General features: G+C 33.2%; 15 protein-coding genes and 1 other RNA gene. 13 read left to right on the forward strand and 3 right to left on the reverse strand.

Going from position 1 to position 21,806, the window contains the following annotated elements:
* Nucleotides 1-128: 128 nt before the first annotated feature.
* From C3E88_RS01925 to C3E88_RS01940, 4 genes are all read left to right on the forward strand, one after another.
* Nucleotides 129-410 (forward strand): hypothetical protein, encoded by a 282-nt coding sequence (locus tag C3E88_RS01925; RefSeq protein ID WP_236908358.1) that lies wholly within the window; start codon nucleotides 129-131, stop codon nucleotides 408-410.
* Nucleotides 411-521: 111 nt separating this feature from the next.
* Entirely contained in the window at nucleotides 522-2,276 is a 1,755-nt protein-coding gene (locus tag C3E88_RS01930) for an ATP-dependent metallopeptidase FtsH/Yme1/Tma family protein (protein WP_236908359.1), read from the forward strand.
* Between the two features lie 71 nt (nucleotides 2,277-2,347).
* A non-coding RNA gene (gene ssrS, locus C3E88_RS01935) (6S RNA) lies at nucleotides 2,348-2,520 on the forward strand.
* 105 nt (nucleotides 2,521-2,625) lie between these two features.
* On the forward strand, nucleotides 2,626-2,868 hold the full coding sequence (locus C3E88_RS01940) for a hypothetical protein (RefSeq protein ID WP_236908360.1): 243 nt from the start codon (nucleotides 2,626-2,628) through the stop codon (nucleotides 2,866-2,868).
* On the opposite strand, the gene C3E88_RS01945 is transcribed toward C3E88_RS01940, so the two are convergent.
* The 3 genes from C3E88_RS01945 to C3E88_RS01955 form a co-directional block, all read right to left on the reverse strand.
* Nucleotides 2,865-3,665, reverse strand: coding sequence for a histidinol-phosphatase HisJ family protein (locus C3E88_RS01945; protein WP_236908361.1), 801 nt, complete (start codon nucleotides 3,663-3,665; stop codon nucleotides 2,865-2,867). The genes C3E88_RS01940 and C3E88_RS01945 overlap by 4 nt on opposite strands.
* A 64-nt stretch (nucleotides 3,666-3,729) precedes the next feature.
* Nucleotides 3,730-5,751 (reverse strand): ABC transporter ATP-binding protein, encoded by a 2,022-nt coding sequence (locus C3E88_RS01950; protein WP_236908362.1) that lies wholly within the window; start codon nucleotides 5,749-5,751, stop codon nucleotides 3,730-3,732.
* 1 nt (nucleotide 5,752) lies between these two features.
* Nucleotides 5,753-7,516, reverse strand: coding sequence for an ABC transporter ATP-binding protein (locus tag C3E88_RS01955; protein WP_236908363.1), 1,764 nt, complete (start codon nucleotides 7,514-7,516; stop codon nucleotides 5,753-5,755).
* A gap of 372 nt (nucleotides 7,517-7,888) precedes the next feature.
* Between C3E88_RS01955 and C3E88_RS01960 the strand changes: the two genes are divergently transcribed.
* From C3E88_RS01960 to ftcD, 9 genes are all read left to right on the forward strand, one after another.
* Complete coding sequence (locus C3E88_RS01960; protein WP_236908364.1) at nucleotides 7,889-8,620, forward strand: glycerophosphodiester phosphodiesterase; 732 nt, start codon at nucleotides 7,889-7,891, stop codon at nucleotides 8,618-8,620.
* A 19-nt stretch (nucleotides 8,621-8,639) separates the two neighbouring features.
* Nucleotides 8,640-9,527 carry a diacylglycerol/lipid kinase family protein gene (locus tag C3E88_RS01965; RefSeq protein ID WP_236908365.1) on the forward strand — a complete coding sequence of 296 codons (888 nt, stop codon included), beginning with the start codon at nucleotides 8,640-8,642 and terminating at the stop codon, nucleotides 9,525-9,527.
* A 101-nt stretch (nucleotides 9,528-9,628) separates the two neighbouring features.
* On the forward strand, nucleotides 9,629-10,072 hold the full coding sequence (locus C3E88_RS01970) for a MarR family winged helix-turn-helix transcriptional regulator (RefSeq protein WP_236908366.1): 444 nt from the start codon (nucleotides 9,629-9,631) through the stop codon (nucleotides 10,070-10,072).
* A 65-nt stretch (nucleotides 10,073-10,137) separates the two neighbouring features.
* Nucleotides 10,138-15,525 carry a diguanylate cyclase gene (locus C3E88_RS01975; RefSeq protein ID WP_236908367.1) on the forward strand — a complete coding sequence of 1,796 codons (5,388 nt, stop codon included), beginning with the start codon at nucleotides 10,138-10,140 and terminating at the stop codon, nucleotides 15,523-15,525.
* 90 nt (nucleotides 15,526-15,615) lie between these two features.
* Nucleotides 15,616-16,623 carry a LacI family DNA-binding transcriptional regulator gene (locus tag C3E88_RS01980; protein WP_236908368.1) on the forward strand — a complete coding sequence of 336 codons (1,008 nt, stop codon included), beginning with the start codon at nucleotides 15,616-15,618 and terminating at the stop codon, nucleotides 16,621-16,623.
* Between the two features lie 35 nt (nucleotides 16,624-16,658).
* Complete coding sequence (thpR, locus tag C3E88_RS01985; RefSeq protein WP_236908369.1) at nucleotides 16,659-17,225, forward strand: RNA 2',3'-cyclic phosphodiesterase; 567 nt, start codon at nucleotides 16,659-16,661, stop codon at nucleotides 17,223-17,225.
* A 78-nt stretch (nucleotides 17,226-17,303) separates the two neighbouring features.
* Nucleotides 17,304-18,830 carry a histidine ammonia-lyase gene (gene hutH / locus C3E88_RS01990; protein WP_236908370.1) on the forward strand — a complete coding sequence of 509 codons (1,527 nt, stop codon included), beginning with the start codon at nucleotides 17,304-17,306 and terminating at the stop codon, nucleotides 18,828-18,830.
* A gap of 15 nt (nucleotides 18,831-18,845) precedes the next feature.
* Nucleotides 18,846-20,885 carry a urocanate hydratase gene (locus C3E88_RS01995; protein WP_236908371.1) on the forward strand — a complete coding sequence of 680 codons (2,040 nt, stop codon included), beginning with the start codon at nucleotides 18,846-18,848 and terminating at the stop codon, nucleotides 20,883-20,885.
* A 20-nt stretch (nucleotides 20,886-20,905) separates the two neighbouring features.
* Complete coding sequence (ftcD, locus tag C3E88_RS02000) at nucleotides 20,906-21,802, forward strand: glutamate formimidoyltransferase (protein WP_236908372.1); 897 nt, start codon at nucleotides 20,906-20,908, stop codon at nucleotides 21,800-21,802.
* Nucleotides 21,803-21,806: the final 4 nt, after the last annotated feature.

Below are 21,806 nucleotides of genomic sequence, written 5' to 3' on the forward strand. Positions count from 1 at the left end.
ACCTCCTAGTATTTAAATGTATACTATTTTATTTTATGCAGTGATTTTAATAAATGTTACAAAATTATTTGGTAATATTATTTAGCAAAAGCACATAGATTAGACTAGAATATATGGGAGGTGTTCATGTGAGCAAAGAAGATAATATAAAAAAAGCCCTAGAAGAATTTCAGGATTTTACCCCTACAGAGGGGCAGATAGAGAAAATAGAAACTCTTAAAGACATTTATGCAGACAAATCTGATGAAGAAATATTCTTTGAGATTATTAGGATTAATGAGGATATGGAAAAGGAGATGACTGAGGAAGAATATGAAGAAATATTTGAAAAGCTAAACAGCATAAGACCATTACTCAACGAAGAACAATTGCAGAAATTGGATAGAATATTATATATATTAGGTAAATAGGAGGGCGCTGTTAGGGCTCTCCTACTTTCTCTTGGTAAAATTTGAAATGGACAAGGCTAATAACAGATGCTATAATTTTAATAGGATTATGTAAACCAGGAGGAAACAGATATGAAAATAGATATGAAAACAAAATTACTCATAGTTTTAGTTTTATCCATAGCTTTATTCTCTATCCTATATTCTTATATGAATAGAAATAGGGGGTATGATGAAATTCCCTATAAGCTGTTCTTAAGCCATGTAGAAAAAGGTTTAGTGGAAGAGATGGAGTTAAATGAAAAGCCAAAGCTTATGGGTAAATTAAAGAATGGGGAAGAATTTATCACCGATAATCCTCGAACAGAAAATTTCAAAGAGTATCTATTATTATACAATGTTAAGGTGATAGAAGGAGAAGAAACAAATATATTAGGTCAAGGCATTAGCTTTATTCTTTTCCTTTTAGGAATTGGTATTGTGGCCTATATAATTAACAAAAATGGTTCCAAACAAGTAGAGAAAGAAATGGCCTATATGTTGGAGATGGATATGGAGGATAGTCCGTCAGCTAGAATTACTTTTGATGATGTGGCTGGGAATGAAGAGGCGAAAGAATCCCTAAAGGAACTGGTAGATTTTATTAAAAATCCAGATAAATATGCTAAATATGGTGCTAGACTGCCAAGGGGAGTATTGCTATATGGGCCTCCTGGTACGGGGAAAACCTTATTAGCTAAGGCAGTGGCTGGAGAGGCTAAGGTTCCTTTTTATGCTGTATCAGGCTCGGATTTCATCCAAGTTTATGCTGGCCTCGGTGCTAGTAGGATAAGAGAGTTATTTAAAAATGCCAAAGAGGATGGTAAAAGTGTAATATTCATAGATGAAATCGACGCACTAGGCAAAAAACGTAAAGGCGCTGGCAACCATAGCGGCAGTGAAGAGGGGGATAGGACCCTAAATGCATTATTGACTGAGATGTCAGGATTTAAAGGTAATGAAGGTATAATAGTAATGGCAGCAACAAATAGAGCAGATACTTTAGACGAAGCATTATTGAGGCCAGGGAGATTTGATAGGCAAATAGAAGTAGGTCTCCCTGACGTAAATGCGAGACTTTCTATACTAAAACTTCATAGTAAGAATAAACCTTTATCAAAAAATGTAGATTTAAAAAAGATAGCTTTAGAAACAGTGTATTTTAGTGGTGCTAAACTAGAAAATCTGTTGAATGAGTCTGCTATGTTAGCAGCGAGGAAAAGGGATAAACATATAACTATGGAACATATTAATAAGGCCTATTATACCGTACTAGTTGGAGAAGAAAAAAAGGATAGAAGTAGCATATCCTTAGAAGATAAGAAGATTACAGCTTTCCATGAAGCAGGTCATGCTTTGGTGGCAAAGAAAGCCTCGAAGTTAAACCGAGTGACTAAAGTAAGTATTATTCCAAGTACTAAAGGTATGGGAGGATTTAGTTTAAACCTTCCCCCAGATAAAATGTATCAGACTAAAAAGGATATAATAACCAATATAAAAGTAGCCTTAGGTGGTAGGGCAGCAGAGGAGCTAGTATTTGGTAAGGATAATATTACTACAGGAGCATCCTCTGATCTTCAAAAAGCTACGGAGATGACCATATCAATGATAGGATCCTATGGTATGGATGATGAAGTCGGATTAATTAATTACGATGTAATTTTGAACAGCAATTTAAATACGGATGTATCACTAATGGAAAGGACTAGGGATATGTTGGAAAGTTTATACGGTGAAACTAAGGAAATATTAGAGGTAAATCGATACTATTTGTATCAAATGGCAAATATGCTATTGGAAAAAGAATCTTTGAGTGAAGAGGAAATAGATAAAATCCTTGCTAGTTAAAAAATTACCATTAAAAACTTTTATCCATTACTTGAACAATATATAAATTAGGGTTATAATATGAGTAGACCATATTTCTGCGGTGTACGTTAACCCAAATAATTCAACCGACATAGAGTACACGGGAGTTCGGGTTCAGCAGTGTAGAGTAGGCCTTAAATGGAAGCTCAAAGCTGTTGGCAGGGCACCCACCTTGTGAGAGGCGGGTGTGAATTAATTGGGAGGACGGCACTGCGGTAATAGAAAACCCTTAGGTTTGAACCTAAGGGTTTTTTGCTGGTCTTTTGTATATTATCCTCCCTTAAGTTTAATACTAAAAGCATATATAGATTAAGGGAGATGTGTTAATATGAGAACCATATGTCCTCTATGTAATGGGCTATATGAGGTTGATTATTACTGTATAGATTGCAATACTATCATGGTAGATAAAGGCCCTATGGTTAACTATATGGATGACTATAGTCCTTATCTATTAGATGATATAACTCATCTAGTAGATGGGGCAAAAAGGGACGAATGTGTTCATATATATCAATGCCCAGAATGTAATAAAGATCTGGCTTATTCTATTGAAAGGAAGAGAATTTAAGCTATATGAATAGGGTATTTTTTTCTCTCCTTATAGATATATATATATTTAAAGCCAAGTTCTTTTAATAGTTTTTCTACCTCTTTATAATCATATCCTATGAATTCAGGATTGTGGGCATCGGAGCCAATAGTTAATATTTCTCCTCCTAGGCTCCTATAAAGCTCTAATATGTCAACCTTAGGGTGATAATAATCTAAACCATATTTTATGCCACCAGTATTGATTTCTATCCCCTTACCCATTTCAATAATTAATTTTAATATTTTTTTAACAATAGATTTATATTTATCAAAATCAGGCAAAGTAGAATAATCTTCAAAGTATCTATCGATGTAGTCTATATGGCCTATTACATCAAAATTATCAAACACTTCGATACACCGGTATAGATATTCATAGTATTCAACTAATGCATCTATAGGTTTTTTATTATAGGTAAAATTGTCTAAATGTATATCTTTTCCTTCAATAGAATGTATACTCATCAATACAAAATCGAAGGGATTGTTTTCGATGAGTTCATTATACCTTTTATTGAGATGAGGTTGCATTCCAATTTCAACTCCAGCTAGTATTTCAATATCCTTTTTATATTTATACTTAACTTGTTTTACCTTCCTGAAATAATCACTAGTTCTAAAGTCCATATCTATCCTATTTTCGGTAATGTCATAATCTACATGGTCGGTAAAACAAATACTTTTCATATTTTTGTTGATTGCTTCTACTACCATTTCTTCCATCAAATACTTACAATCCATTGAAAAATCACTGTGGACATGGAAATCGTACATATTCAACACCTCTATTTTATTAATTTAGACTATTTTACTCTAAAATTCTCATTAAGTAAAGAGCCTAAGCTTCATAAAAAGATTCTTTATATTGGAGCTTATATAGATCATAATAGACCCCTTCTTTTTCCAGAAGTTCCTGATGATTACCCATCTCTTGAATAACTCCATTCTTTAACACTATAATTTTGTCTGAATTTTGGATAGTTGACAGTCTATGGGCTACAGCAATGGTAGTTCGTCCTTCGATTAATTTGGAAAGAGCATCTTGTATTAATAGTTCTGTTTCAGTATCAATACTAGAGGTAGCTTCATCTAATATTAATATGCTAGGATTGAAAGCCAATGTTCTCGCAAAGGCTAACAATTGTCTTTCTCCAGCTGATAAGGTGGCGCCTCTTTCCATGACTGGTTCATCATATTTTTCAGGTAGCTTCTCGATAAAATGATGAGCATTGACATATTTAGCTATCCTTTCAATATCTTCATCAGAAACATAGTGATTATTTAATCTAATATTGTCTTTAATGGTTCCGGTAAATAAGAACACATCTTGTAGTACCACACCAATATGTTTTCTTAGCTCAAATTTATCATATTCCTTGATATTTACTCCATCTATCAATATCTCTCCCTTTTGTATATCATAAAATCTGGTAATCAAATTGATAATGGAGGATTTTCCTGCACCGGTAGCTCCTACGAAAGCCACTACTTCACCGGGATTAATAGTAAAGTTTACATCTTTTAATACCCAATTTTCCTCTTCGTAGGCGAACCAAACGTTTTTAAATTCTATCTTTCCTTTAAAATTTCTAATGGGCACTGGGTCTTTTGCATCTTCTATTTGAGCATCTTCGTCTAGAATCATAAATATTCTTTCGCTAGAAGCCATAGCTGCTTGAAGGATATTATACTTTTCAGTTAGATCCATTATTGGCTGAAAAAACTTTTGTAGATAATCTATAAAGGCGTATAGAACTCCAAATTCAATATACCCAGAAATAACTTGACCACTACCATAGTATATTAAAATTGCTAATCCTAAGGATCGGATTACTTCAATAGATGGTCTAAAAATAGCATGTATATTGACTTGCCTCTTGGCAGTATTCAAATAAGCAGTGTTTATTTCATCAAATTGTTTAGATATTTTCTCTTCTTTTTTAAATATTTGAATGGTTTTCATGCCTGTAATATTTTCATTTAGAGTCGAATTAATCTTAGCCAACTGAACTCGACCTAATCTATATACTTCCCTAATTTTCTTCCTAAATATGATGGAAGCCAAAAGTATCAAAGGAATCAGAGAAAAAGAGATTAAGGCCAATCTATAGTTCATCTTAAGCATAACTATTACTATACCAACCAAAATAAATACATCTTTAAATAGATTAACTAGAACTCCTGTATACATCTCATTTAAAGTTTCTGTATCGTTAGTTACTCTAGTTACTAATCGACCAACAGGATTTTGATCAAAATATGCCACGGATAGGGATTGAATATGGGAATACAAATCCTGTCTAATGTTAAATACTATCCTTTGACTAGTATAATTCAATATATATACTTGCAAATAGTTTAAGAAGAAAGCTATTATGATAGCTATTAGGAATAGTATACCTATTTTAGTAATTCCATCAATATCTTTTTTTATAAAGTTTTCATAATCAGCCTTTGATAGAGAAACACCTTTAGATAAATCGGTTTCACCATAGTCTATCAAATAATATTTATTATCCTCTTTGGTCAACATCTTTGTTGGCTTATCTGATAGCCTATTTATATCCTCCTCACTTAATTTATCCAGTCGTATATATTTTTTGTCGTTAAAGACTGTGCCTTCAATGGGTTCAGATATACTAACTTCATACATAGGTTTTTTATATCCATTTAAATAGTCATCTATAGTTACCTTTAACAGATAAGGTCTAAGAAGCTCTAAGCCAGTAATGATCATCATAAGTATTACAGTAATGGCTAGATAGTGCCAATAGGGTTTTGCATATTTTAGTAATCGTTTCATCAATTTAGAGTCATAAGCTTTACCAACAACTTCATCGTCGTGATAGTTTTTACCCATATTATCCCTCCTTTGAATCTCCATAAATTTTTTCTTCTAGTAGTTGTTTTTCATGTAGATATTTATACAATCCGTCGTATTCTAATAAAGACTCATGATTTCCTCGCTCTATTATTTTACCTTCATCTAATACGATGATTTTGTCGGCATCTTTCACCGTAGATATTCTATGGCTAATGATTATAGTAGTTTTTTTACCCATTATATTTTCTAGATTATTAAGGATTCTTTCTTCTGTTTCAGTATCAACGCTGGATAAACTATCATCTAATATCAGTATTGGAGCATCTTTTGCTATGGCCCGAGCTATTGCCACCCTCTGTTTTTGACCACCGGATAAGGTGACACCCCTTTCTCCTAAAACAGTATCGAATCCATTAGGAAATTCAACTATATTATCATAAACTTCTGCTATCTTTGATGCGGTAATCATCTGTTCATTAGAGATTTCATTGTCAAATGCAAAACCTATATTATCCCTTATAGATGAAGAAAATAGAAAATTATCTTGGGGTACATAGCTGATATTCTCTCGCAATGATTTTATCTGAATATCTTTAATATCTACACCGTCTAATAGAATAGTACCCCTATCTATTTCATAAAGTCTCAATAGTAAATTTACTACTGAGGTTTTGCCGCTACCAGTTCTACCGACGATAGCTAATGTTTCTCCCTCTTCAATGGTAAAATTAATATCCTCTAATATATAGGATTCACTTTTAGGGTATTTAAAATATACATCTTTAAATTCAACTTTTCCCTTAGCTTTTACTATAGGAATAGCATTGCTGGAATCGACTATCTCAGGTTCTTCTTCTAATATGGTATTTATTCTTTCCATTGAGGCAATACCTCTTTGAATCAGGTTAATAACCCAACCTATAGCCATCATAGGCCAGATTAGCAAACTTAAGTAGTTATTAAAAGCTATGAAATCCCCTAAGGATATGGTATCCAACATTACTAGCCTACCTCCATAAACTATTACTACCAAGAAACTAATGGAAGCAACAAATTGTACTAGAGGATGAAATATACCAGATATTTTTACTAGCTCCATATTCTTATATAAATTATTTTCATTTGCTGTAGTAAATTCATCTAAGGCTAGTTTTTCTTGAACAAAAGATTTAATAACACGAATTCCTGCAAAGTTCTCCCTGGTGGTATCTGTAAAATCAGAAAAGGCCTCTTGAACCGATAAAAATCTTCTATATATTATCTTCCCAAACCTTCCTACTGTGATAGTAATAAAAGGCAAGGTCAAAAGTGCAATTATGGTTAATTTTATATTGGTGGTTCTAGCCATCATTATAATAGACAATATGGTTAAAAATACGGCGTCTACAAACATTAATATGCCTTGACCCAATGAAGCTCGTACCGCATTAATATCATTAGTAGCATGAGCCATTAAATCACCAGTACTATGGGTATTATAATAATTAGGCGATAGAGTTAGTAGATGATTAAACAACATGTCCCTCAGATGGTATTCTAGTTTTCGCGAGGTTCCGAATATATATATTCTCCAAAAATATCGGCCAATAGCAATTATTAAGCCGGTCAATAATATAAGAAAACTATATTTAATTACTCCTTGAAAAGTTAATAGCCCCCCTTGAAGGAGATTTGTAACCTTTCTAAGAATTTGGGGCACTATGAGTTGTACCGTGTCAATTAGTATTAACCACACAACTCCAATTACATAGTTTAATCTGTGTTCCCTAAAAAAGTCTTTAAGTGTACTAAAAGTTTTCATAGATACCTCCTAAATAATAATATTTCGATACTCAAAATAATAACTACAATTTATATTATAAAGGAAAATAAATTTATTTAAAGGGTAAAAGTTATTTAATAGGGAAAATAAAAACTTTTCTATCAATTAGCCACATCTAATTAACATATATAAACACAACTTCATAAAAGTTACAAATAATACATTTCAAAGTGATTGTATCAAGGATTTCAATTAGTAACGGCTTGTTTAAAAGACTAAGTCCAGGGTATCCTATATCTAACTTTGAATGGGGTATCCTGGGAGGTTCTACCCTAAATATTTAATTTACGAAGGATAAATAGAAGGATATTTAGATAACGTGGTGAATTATATATATAGGAGGTAGATAGTATGAAAGATATCATAATCTATGGTCATAGAGGGGCATCAAAGTACGCACCTGAAAACACCTTTTCAGCTTATAATAAGGCAATTGATATGGGAGCAGATGGAATTGAAATAGACGTTCACAAAAGCAAAGATGGACATCTAATAGTTTGTCATGATGAAAGGGTAGATAGAACAACAGATGGCGAGGGTTTTATAAAGGATTTAACCTTAGAGGAAATCAAAAAGTTGGATGCTGGTAGATGGTTTTCTGAAGAGTTTAGAGGTGAAAGAATTCCTCTACTGGATGAGGTACTTAAGTTTGTTAAGGGTAATAACCTATTGTTAAATATTGAGATAAAAAATGGACCTATATTTTATGATGAAATAGAAGAAGATATAGTAAAGGCAGTTAGGGCTTATGATCTAGTGGAGAATACTATTATATCTTCTTTCAATCATTATAGCCTAGCTTATATTAAAAATATTGATAAACAATTTAAGACTGGTATACTATATATAGCAGGAATGATAGAACCCTGGGATTACGCAAGAAAAGTAGGTGCATCCTATATACATCCGTTATACCTAACTATCAATAAAGAAGTGGTCCAAGAAAGTCAGGACAATGGTATTATGGTAAATCCCTTTACCGTAAATAGGGAGGAAGAGATTAAATTGATGAAATCCTTTAACGTGGATAGTATTATTACAGATTGCCCAGATATATGTAAAAAGGTATTTAATATTCAATAGCTATGAAAGGTTGATGTAGATGAAAAATGCGAAAATTATATGTAATCCATCTTCTGGGAGACAAATTATCCAAAGAAAGATAGATTATTTGATCAGCTTATTAATAAACGAAGGCTATACTGTATCTAAATTTAATACTGAAAAAAAAGATGATGCGATGCTAGAAACAATAAAATCCTGCAATGAGGATTGGGATTTTATTGTAGCATGTGGTGGAGATGGCACAGTAAATGAAGTAGCAAAGGGCATTACGAAAAGTCAAAGAAAACTTCCTGTAGCTATCCTTTCAGCTGGTACAGTTAATGATTTTGCGAATCATATGGGATTGCCAAAAAACATGGATGAATTTTTCCAAATGATTAAAAATGAAAATATAAAGGATGTTGATTTGGGGAAAGTAAATGATGAGTACTTTGTGAATGTGGCAGCTAGTGGGCTTTTAACTAATGTAGGCTATCAAGTACAACCTGAGGCCAAGGCTTTGTTAGGGAGGATGGCCTACTATATCGAAGGGATTAGGGAGATTCCCAAACAAAAATTTGAACCCTTTAGGGTGTGTTTTGAGTCTGAAGAATACACAAAGGAAGAAGATATTCTGCTTTTTTTAATATCCAATAGTGCTTCAATAGGTGGTTTTAAAAGGCTAGCTCCCGATGCTAGTGTATCTGATGGGTACTTAGATGTGGTTATAATTAGAAAATCAGAGGTGGGGGATTTGGCTCAAATATTCATTAATATATTCAAAGGTGAACATGTACATCATCCAAATGTTAAATACTTTAAGACTAAAAAGCTTAAAGTTCATACAGAAGAGGAGATTACGATAGACATAGATGGTGAATATGGAGGTGTATTGCCAGCAGTCTTTGAAGTTATTTCTAATCAGTTTAAGATATTTGTACCTTAGACCTTTTATTTTGAAACTTAAATTAGCTTTGGTTATTAGGATTGAAATGGTAAAAGCGTAACGACAATATTAATTTAGACAAATGGTTTGGAGGAGATGTTTTGAAGGGAAAAAACCTATGTGAAAGTGTAGCTGGTATTGAAAAACATTTAAGGAGAATTGATTATATTATCAGATTAAAAGGTAGGGAAATATTGAAGGATTTTAATATTACAATACCCCAATTTACTGCATTGCAAATTCTTATCTATAATGGAGATTTGACTATTGGAGAATTAAGCCAAAAGATGGGATTAGCATGCAGTACTATTACAGATTTAATAGACCGAATGGAGAACAATCAATTAGTAGTAAGAAAAAAGGATCAAAAGGATAAAAGAGTTGTTAGGATAGAGGTTTTACCTATTGGATACGAAATCGTAGAAAAGGTGCTAGAAGAAAGAATCCGATTTTTAGAATCAAAGATGAAAGGATTATCTGAACAAGAAAAAGCTGCCTTAGATGAAGGACTTGAATCTTTATACAATGTAATGAAACAGAACTAAAATAATTATTTAGTGTACCTTTCCATCGATTATCAAACAATTTCAAGGAATAAAGGGGAATGGCTATGAAGTTAATAGACAATAGATACAAGGTTGATAAAGTTTTAGAAGACTCCCTATATGGTAGTATTTATAAAGTGACGGATTTTTGGGATAATGATAAGGAGTTACTCATGAAGCTTTATAATAGTGAAAAACAAGGGAATGTTATCTCCTATTTTACCGAAAATTTTATAACCTTATCTATGATAGAGCATAAGTTCTTATTAGCTAGTGGCCAATTCAATATAATAAAAACCATAGATAGGAAAAAGGTAAACATTAAACAATATTACTCAACGATGGAGTATACGGAAGCACCAAGCCTTGATGAAATCAATATGGAATTAAGCTTAAAGGATAGATTAAATATAATACTACAGATATGTACTGTTTTAGATTTTATACACCATAGAGGATTAGTGTATAAATATTTAAGTCCTTCAAATATATTTTTATTGGAAGATATGAGTATCAAGATAATGGATTTAGCAACTATATATGAAAGAACTATTAATAAACACTATGACGATTTAACCAGATATTTTATAGCTCCGGAAGTACTATTGGAGCACGAAGATACAGTTGATATAAATGCAGACAAATATTCTCTAGGAATGATGTTCATATATCTTTTTGCGGAGAATTTCTATAGTTTTGACGACAGCCAGATTAAATATAAAGACCATTTCCATCTAGATGATGGACAATTAAAATTTTTAGACAATACTATAATCAATTTAACTAGAAAAAATCCAGCAACTAGAAACTGTTCTCTAAGGGACATTATCCAAGATATCAATAAGATATTTCATATGAACTATAGATATGATCTGGTTAAAGAAAGAGGTATATTAAATTTCCAAACTAAAATAGTTGGAAGGGAAAGGGAAATAGATACTATTCTTTCTATTGATGAGAACATTTTTAACAATAAATATAATAATAAATTGGTATTGGTAAAAGGTGATACTGGATTAGGTAAAACTAGATTTTTAAAGGAAATTAATTATATATTGAGGATGAAAGGTAGGGATGTTTATCAGACAGAGATTATTGAAAATGACAATATGGCATTGAAGCCTATAGAAAATATATTGCGTCAAACCGTCAAAGATACACCTAGTCACATAATGAGTAAATATGGCAGGGAACTGGCTAGGATCCTACCAGAATTAAAATATATGCTAGATATAGAATCCTATCCTACTATAGGAGAGGACAGGGAAAGATTAAGATTATTTGATAGGATAACTAGCTACTTAGAGGAATTTTCTAAAGACAAACCCATCTACCTAATCATAGATGATGTAGATAATTGCGATCTTCAGTTTTTATTTTTATTGGACTTTATCTTCAAGTCATTAAACAAGGGTAGTATAGTGCTGATATTGGCCTTTAATGAAAACAAGATCCCTGATAATTCTATTGAAGAGGATATTATCAATAGATGGAACAATCAGCAAGAGGTAGAAAAAATAAGAATTACCAATTTGGGTCTGTCGGAGATAGGTGAGTTTATTCAATATATATTGGGAATAAGCTATAAACCCTTGAAATTTTCCGCAGTTATGCTAAAAGAAAGTCAAGGAAATCCAAGATATATTGAGTATATGATGAAGGACATGTATGCAACGGAGGAGCTATATTTGAGCTCAGAAGGCTATTGGGAAATAAAAACTCAGAAGTATTCAGATATTTACTTTCCATCAAGTATGGATGAAGTATTGAATAGCCAAATTCATCGTATGAAAAGGGAGCACCGAGAAATTCTAGAAATCATATCCATATACAATAGTTCCATCTCAAAGAATACTTTGCTAAGTACGTTGGATATGAATAGGGATGAAATAAACAACAACCTAAAAGAACTTGTTACAATGAGATTGCTAGATGAAAGAGTTGCCGATTGGGGTTATAGTTATAGTATAATAAATGTTCAACTAAAGCGTCTCATCTATCATCAGATCCCACAAGAAGAAAGGATGCGTCTTCATAGCAAAGTAGCTAAGCTATTAGAAGATAGCTATTCTAGTGATCTTAGTCCAATATTAGATGAGCTGGCCTATCATTTGATGTCTTCAAACCAGAAGGGAAAAGCCTTAGAATATATAGTTAAGGAGGCTGAGAGGCTTGGTGTCTATAGTTCTCAATCTACGATTCTATGGGAAGAGGCCTATGAAATAGCAAAGGGACAGGATTCTGAATACAAGTTAATAATTTTAGAGAATCTTGGAAAAGTCTATTCCATTAGGGGACAAAATGATAAGGCATTAACCATTTATAAGGAATTATTTGAATATGGACAGAGATTAGGAAAGCTTGAACAGTCTATTGCTGCAAGAATTGGAATAGGAGATATACATCTAAAGAGAAACTATACAGATTTAGCATTAAAAGAAGCTGAAGCAACTATGGAACTATCTAAGAAACATAATTGTGTGGATAAACTAGTCCAATCCTCCATACTATATAATAAAATACTATTAGACAGCGGTAAATTTGATGAAGTAAAAAGTAATATGAGGGAGCTGCTGGAAACAAGTCTTAACAATGGATTGGATAAACATTTAGGAAATATATTTAATCTTATGGGACTAAGCGAGTACTATATAGGAAATTTGGATAAGGCGATTATTAATTATGAGAAGAGCATTGAATGTTTTAAGCAGACGGAAGATTTTATAGACTCAACTAAACCTATGAATAATATAGCTAATATATATTCCCAACACGGTGAAATATCAAAGGCCATGGAGTATTATGAAGAGGGATTGAATATAGTTGAAAGATATGGAGTTCTAAATGCAAAGCTGTTTTTTTTGAATAATATAGGATCTATTTATGTAATGATCCATGATTATGAAAAGGCAAAAAAGTATATAGAAGAAGCTAGGACGACAGCCATTGAAGTAGAAGATGCCAATGTAGAGTTTTTGACTAATATAAATTTAGGTTTAATACATTTATATATTGGAGACTATGAGCAAAGCTATAATTATTATACAGTGTTAAATGAGAAATATTCCAGTAACAAAGGGTTTAGTTATGAAGTAACCAGTTATTACTATAATTTTTTAGGTGAATTTTATTATATCTTTGGAAAATGGGATAAAGCCCTAGAGTATACCAATAAATCTATTAGAGCTTATAAGGATTTTAATACTGTAGAACTATTAGTGTCAAAGGCTAGGATTATTTTAATTCGGTACTTTATGGATGGAATATATGATAAGGATTCTATTGAGGAGTTAAGATCAGAATTAAAGGATAGAAAATTGAATTATGATAGAAGGGATGCTTTAATTAATATGGCTATTATCCCTTATTTAGAAGCTGACTATGAATTTTTATTGGACATTCTAGAGGAGGATATTGAACTTAAGGAAAAGTACTCAGCTCCTATGTTAGATTATAAGAACAAGATATTATTATATGGTATGGGCTATGATGAGTACAGCTTTGAAAATTTAATAAAAGTACAGGAGAATATGAAAAAACACCATTTGGCCCACATAGATATGTATGCAAACATCCTTTTAGGGTTTAAATTTTCTAAAGATAACAAACCTTATCAAGCAATAAACTATCTATTAGAAGCTTTAGATCTAATATATAGGTTAATCAAGAATATCCCAGATAAAGATCTTCAGATGAGCTATATTAAAAAACATATGGGGGACGATATTAAACGTAAAATAGCTGAAACAATCAATAGAAACTTAGGTGTAGAAGTAGATTGTGTTTATCTGGATGATATAGTTTTAGAGAAGAATATTGAAGGATATTTTGACTATAGGTCCCTAATTAGTTTGATAGATGAAGATGACTTTAGAAGGATTACGGAACTAAGCTATCCTTCTGATGAAATTGGGGATATTGCCAATATAGAAACCATGATGTCAAAATTGACATCGGATTATGAGTATAATATAAATATTATACTTAAGTATCTAGCAAAGGAGACCTTAGCACAAAAGGGATATATATTGATTTACGATGAGGAAAAGAGAAAATATTTGCCTACTGCTAGCTTAGACGATAATTTGAACTGGTTGCCTAATGAAAATTTATTATCCCTTGCAAATAGATATGAAAGAGGAATATTAATCAATAACAATCTGCAGCCTAATATCGTGGGACTATATAGGGAGTTTCTCCCTAGAGATACTAGAGCATTAATTTGCATCCCAATTATGGCAATTAAAGGGGAAAATACTTTTTTAGAACGAGAGCGGCGACAAAAACAAGGGTTTAGTAGTCAAAGGATTGAAGGGTACATATATTTAGAAACCGGTAGAGTATTTAATCGATTCGATAATAAAAGATATAAATTAGCCAACTCATTATCTCAAGTACTATATATAAACATAGAAAACTATAAATTGAAAATATTATCAACCATCGATAAATTGACTGGTACCTACACTAGGAAATATTTTGAATCTGAATTTAATAGAATATTTGATGAAGCTAGACGAAATGATGAAACTTTTGCCTTGCTTATGTTGGATATAGATAGGTTTAAAAACATTAACGACACTTATGGTCATAGAAAAGGGGATGAAGTTTTAAATAAGATGGGGCAATGTCTCATGAAAGGCGTTAGAAAGACGGATGTAGTAGCTAGGTATGGAGGAGAAGAGTTTATAGTAATCCTTAGAAATGTCAACCGGAAAGAAGCTGTAAATATTGGAGAAAAGATCAGAACTAATATCCAGAGCATTAGGATTCCTGGCGTAGAGGACTCTATCACCGTAAGTATTGGGATATCTCAATTTCCAAAGCATAGCCAATTCAAAGAGGAATTAATAGAAAAGGCTGATCAAGCATTATACAGTGCAAAAGAAAAAGGCAGAAACAGAGTTAAAGTTTGGGGTACACATTTAGACAACACTTTGAACAGAGTAGATAGATTGGCAGGTATATTGTCTGGAAATATTAATCAAGACCAAAGAAATATATTAGCATTATTAGATGTTATAGATCTAACTAAAGGCAATATGAAAAGAGATGATAAGATATTCGAATTTTTAGGTAGACTAATAGAAACTGTGGAAGGGGAGTTTGCTACTTTAATAGAACTAGATGAAAACAATAAACAAAAGAACATTTATTCCCGTTCTAGACTAAATCAAGAATGGGTATGTCAACCTATAATAAATCAGATTATAGTAGAAAGGGTTATTGCCAACAGGAAAGGTGAATTTTTAATAGATTGGGATAGTATATATGATACGGATTTAGTATTAGAAACTCCTAATTGGCAATCGGTTATTGTTTTACCTATAGAATTTGAAGGGGAGATCAAGGGGATAGTTTATATTTCAGTGCCATTAAGGGAAAAGGAGTTTGACTACAATTATTATAATATGGCTAAAGCATTGTGTGGTATTGTTTCAGCTATGATATAGATTAAAGAACTATATATAATTCCAATAATATGATATAATCAAGTAATATGAATTAACTATCGTAATAAATATTAGAAGAGGTGGATTATTATGTCAGCAACGATAAAGGATGTAGCAAAGCTGGCTGGAGTATCTATATCTACAGTATCTAGAGTAATAAACAATTCTAAGCCCGTCAGTCCAGAAGTACGAAGAAAGGTAATAGATGCTATAGACGAACTTGGATATAAGCCTAATCAGGTTGCAAGGAGTCTAGTTACTAAGAAATCAAATCTAATAGGAGTAATAGTGACGGATATTGGAAACTCTTATATAGCACAGATGATACGTGGAATAGAAGAAGTGGGACGAATGTACAACTACGATATTCTTTTATCTAGTAGCTACGGAAGCCCAAAAACAGAAATGAAATTTGCAGAGCTATTAAGAAGTAAACAAGTTGAGGGAATCATATTAATATCTGAAACTATCAATAAAGAGGTGATAGCTCAGATAGAAGGTTTTAATATACCTTTTGTATATCTAAACAAATTCTACAGGATTTTAAATTTACCCTCTGTATCAATTGATAATTATGAAGCAGGTACTATGATGACAAGGTATCTATTGGAACTAGGTCATCAAAATATACTATATATAACATCCAACGAAGATCAATCAGGATCAGTAGAAGAATATAAGATAAAAGGATATAAGAATGCTATGAGAGAGTCGGGAAAAGATGAGTTAATACTATCAACAGAAGATTGTACCATAGAAGATGGATATAATGTAGGAGATACTTTAAGAAGACTGATGGAACAAAAAGGTGTAACAGCAACATTTTGCTGTCAGGATGAAATAGCTATAGGTCTTATCAACTATTGTTATGATAACAATATAAAAGTTCCAGAAGACATATCCATATGTGGGTACGGAGATACTAAAATTGCTTCCGTATATAGACCAGGCCTTACTACCATTAAGGAACCCTATTATGATATAGGTGCAGTTGCCATTAGAAGAATCATCAAGGAATTAGAAGGTGAAAAAATAGAGGAAAATAACACTCTTTTACCAATTCAGATGATTGAAAGAGAAAGTTGTAAGGGCATTTAGTATTATTTGTATCTAACTAAAGTGGTGGTGTTTACATGAGAGTTTTTGTGGCTTTAGATTTTGATGAAAATTTAAAAAGAAAACTATATGATATAGGAAGTCTAGTAAAGGCTAATGCTTCAAGGGGAAGCTGGGTAAAGAAAGAAAACTTTCATTTGACTTTAAAGTTTCTAGGTGAAATAGATGAGTCTCAAGTTGAATCCATAGGGAATCTTCTTGAAGTTGTTTCTTCCAGTTACTCTGCTATATCCCTAAAATTAGATGATCTAGGATTTTTTAACAAAAGAAAAGGTGAATACGGCGTAATTTGGTTAGGAATAGAAGGAGATGTTGATAGATTAAACAAAATATATGATATAATAGAAGATGATATGGAACCTTTAGGATTTAGAAAGGAAAGAAGACCTTTTAAGCCCCACATTACCTTGGGCAGGAGGGTGGTACTAGATAAGCCCTTTATCCAAATTCAACAGCTAGCAGATAAAAATCTTGACTATGATTTTTTGCTAGATAAATTAGTTCTTATGAGAAGTGAGGAGATCATGGGTAAGAGAATATATACTCCAGTAAAATCCTATAGATTGAAGAATGACCACAGATAGCATCTGTGGCTTTTTTATACACTTTATTTAGATAATGTGTGAAATCAATACAACAATAATTCTTAGGAGGTAACAGATATGAACAAGGTATTAATAGACGGAAATAGTCTAACCTTAGAGGACTTTGTCAATGTAATAAGGAATAATTATACTGTTGAGCTAACAGAACAGGCAGTAAAAAAAGTTGAGAAATCTAGACAGATAGTTGATAGATTTGTAAAAGACGAAAAAGTAGTATATGGGATAACCACGGGCTTTGGAAAGTTTAGTGACGTACACATATCAAAGGAGCAGACTAAAACTTTGCAGAGGAATCTAATTATTAGTCATGCTTGTGGTGTAGGCCAACCGCTAGACGAAGAAGTTGTAAGAGGAATTATGCTTCTTAGGGCTAATGCGCTAGCTAAGGGATATTCTGGTATTAGACTGTCTACTTTAAACACACTAATAGATATGTTAAACAAAGGGGTACACCCTTTAATCCCCGAAAAAGGCTCTTTAGGAGCCAGTGGTGACTTAGCTCCTTTGTCCCATATGGTTTTGGTAATGTTAGGGGAAGGAAAAGCTTATTATAAAGGAGAGTTACTAACAGGAATTGAAGCAATGAAAAAAGCCCAAATTCCCATAGTTGAATTGACCTCAAAGGAAGGATTAGCTTTGATAAACGGCACCCAGGTGATGACATCCATTGGAGCTTTAACCCTATATGATGCTATGAATTTAAGCAAAACTGCTGATATAATAGCAGCATTAACTGTAGAAGCGCTAAACGGAATAGTAGATGCTTATGATAAAAAGGTTCACTCTGTAAGAGGCCATAAAGGGCAATTAAATACCTCTGTTAATCTACTTAAATTGCTAGAAGATAGCAATATGACTACTAGACAAGGTGAAATAAGAGTTCAAGATGCTTATTCATTAAGATGCATTCCACAAATCCATGGTGGCAGCAAGGATGCAATAGAATATGTAAAAGACAAGATCGATATTGAAATCAACTCTGCTACAGATAATCCATTGATATTTGATGAAACCGAGGAAGTTATATCTGGTGGTAATTTTCATGGTCAACCTATGGCCCTTAGCTTTGACTTTTTAGGAATTGCTCTGTCTGAATTAGCCAATGTATCGGAAAGGAGATTAGAAAGGCTTGTAAATCCAGCGTTAAGTGGATTACCAGCATTTTTATCTAGTAATGGTGGCCTAAATTCAGGATTCATGATAGTTCAATACTCAGCGGCATCATTGGTATCAGAAAACAAGGTACTGGCTCATCCTGCCAGTGTAGACTCTATACCTTCTTCTGCAAATCAAGAAGATCATGTTTCCATGGGTACTATTGCTGCAAGGAAGGCAAGGAGTATATTGGAGAATTCAACAAAGGTTTTAGCTATGGAGCTATTAGCAGCTTGTCAAGCTATAGACCTACGGGGTAAGAAAGAATTAGGAAAGGGTACAGAAATAGCTTATAATATAGTCAGGAATAAGATTTCCCCTATAGATGAAGATAGGATAATGTACAAAGAGATAAATACTTGTGAAGATATCGTTAAATCCAATGCTATATTAGAAGAAGTAGAGCAAGAAATTGGTAAATTATTATAAAAGGAGGAATTTTAAATGTTAAGAAATGATCATATCAATAAAGCGATGACCATTAAACTGGGAAACGAATTGCCTCCTGAACCCAAATTTCAAGAGGGTATCAGAAGGGCTCCAAAAAGGGAGTTTACCCTTACTAAAAGGGAGACGGAAATTGCACTAAAAAACGCTCTAAGATATGTGCCAGAGGAACTTCATGAAACATTGGCTCCAGAATTCTTAAATGAATTGTTAACCAGAGGTAGAATTTATGGCTATAGGTATAGGCCAGAGGGACCAATAAAAGGTAAATCTATCCATGAGTATAAGGGAAATTGTATTGAAGGAAAGGCATTTCAGGTAATGATAGATAATAATCTAGATTTCGACGTGGCTTTATACCCTTATGAGCTAGTAACCTATGGGGAAACAGGACAAGTATGCCAAAACTGGATGCAATATAGGCTAATAAAGAAGTATCTTGAGATATTAACGGAAGAACAGACTTTGGTAGTTGCCTCTGGTCATCCTGTAGGACTCTTCAAATCTACTCCTAATAGCCCTAGGGTTATCATAACAAATGCTTTGATGGTAGGGATGTTTGATGATGGAGAACATTGGAATAAAGCGCAAGCTATGGGTGTAGCCAACTACGGTCAGATGACTGCTGGAGGATGGATGTATATAGGACCACAGGGAATAGTACATGGAACCTACAATACCATATTAAATGCTGGTAGAATGAAGTTGGGTATAAAGGATGATGGAGACTTAAAAGGACATCTATTTGTAAGCTCTGGTTTAGGTGGCATGAGTGGTGCCCAGGGCAAGGCTACAAAAATAGCTAATGGAGTTGGAATAATAGCAGAGGTGGATTATTCAAGAATTAAAACAAGGTTAGATCAAGGCTGGATTGATTTATCTTTTAACGATTTAGAGAAAGTATTTGATACTGCCAATGAATACAAACAAAAAGGTGAAGCTGTTGCCATTGCTTATCATGGGAACATAGTGGATCTATTAGAGTATGCAGTAGAAAACCATATACACATAGAGCTTTTATCAGATCAAACCTCTTGTCATGTACCTTATGATGGGGGCTATTGTCCACAGGGTCTAACTTTTGAAGAAAGGACTAGGATACTAGCAGAAGATAAAAAGAAATTCGTAAAATTAGTTGACAAATCCTTAAAACATCATTTTGAATTGATAAAAGAATTGGTAAACAGGGGGACTTATTTCTTTGACTATGGAAATAGCTTTATGAAGGCGGTATTTGACGCTGGTGTAATGGAAATATCCAAAAATGGAATAGATGAAACAGAAGGCTTTATTTTCCCATCCTATGTAGAAGACATAATGGGACCAATGTTATTTGATTATGGATATGGACCCTTTAGATGGGTATGCTTAAGTGGCAAGCATGAAGATCTAATAAAGACTGATAAAGCTGCAATGGAATGTATCAATCCAAATAGAAGAGGACAAGACAGGGATAACTATATCTGGATAAGGGACGCAGAAAAAAACCAACTAGTAGTGGGAACCCAAGCTAGAATTTTATATCAAGATGCCTTAGGAAGATTGGAAATAGCCCTTAAGTTCAATGAAATGGTGAGAAAAGGAGAAATAGGGCCTGTAATGTTAGGAAGGGATCATCATGATACGGGAGGTACCGATTCACCCTTTAGGGAAACATCTAACATTAAGGATGGTAGTAATGTTATGGCAGATATGGCTACTCAGTGTTTTGCTGGAAATGCAGCGAGGGGTATGAGCCTTGTAGCATTACACAATGGTGGTGGTGTAGGAATAGGAAACTCAATAAATGGTGGCTTTGGTATGGTGTTAGATGGCAGCGAAAGGGTAGACAATATACTGAAAACTGCAATGCCTTGGGATGTTATGGGCGGCGTAGCACGAAGAGCTTGGGCAAGGAATGAAAACTCCATTGAAACCTGTATAGAGTATAATGAAAAACATAAGGATACAGATCATATAACAATACCCTATATAGCTGATGATGATTTGATAAAAAAACTGGTAGATGAGGAGTATGAAAAAAGTACCGGAAAGTAAAAGAATAGGAGGATTGCTTAATGGCTAGAATAATACAGTGTGTTCCTAACTTTAGTGAGGGAAGGGATAAAAGAATAATCGAAAAAATAGTGGATGAGATAAGGATTGTAGATGAAGTAAAACTATTGGATTATTCTATGGACAAAGATCACAACCGTACGGTAGTTACATTTATTGGGGAACCAGAAAAGGTTATTGAGGCAGCATTTAATGCATCTAAAACAGCAGCAAAATTGATAGACATGGCTACCCATAAAGGGGAACATCCTAGAATGGGTGCTACCGATGTAATTCCTATCATTCCAATATCCGATGTCACTATGGAAGAATGTATAGAGTATTCAAATAGATTAGGGAAGAGGATAGGAGAAGAATTAGACATACCGGTATATCTATATGAGAAATCTGCCACATCCCCTAATAGAGAGAACCTAGCTGATGTGAGGAGAGGTCAATACGAGGGTATGGCAGAAAAATTAAAGAAAGATGAATGGCAACCGGATTTTGGGCCTAGTACCATAAATATAAAGGCAGGGGTAACAGCTGTAGGAGCTAGGATGCCTTTAGTTGCCTTCAATGTAAATCTAGATACAGATGATATAAATGTAGCAAAAAAAATAGCCAAAGTTGTAAGGGCAAGTGGTGGCGGATATAAATACTGTAAAGCATTGGGCATAGAAATAAAAGAAAGAAATATTGTACAGGTATCCATGAATATGGTAGATTACACAAAGTCATCTTTGTTTAGAGTATTTGATACTATAGAAAGAGAAGCTAATAGATATGGAGTTAATGTTATAGGTAGCGAAATAATAGGCCTGGTTCCTGTGCAAGCTCTTGTAGATGTAGCAGATTACTACCTAAAATTAGAGGATTTTAATTCTAGTCAAATTCTTGAAAAAAGAATGTTTGAATAGGGTG

The sequence above is a fragment of the Clostridium sp. Cult3 genome (assembly GCF_021655115.1).
Lineage (GTDB): Bacteria > Bacillota > Clostridia > Tissierellales > Tepidimicrobiaceae > PPXY01.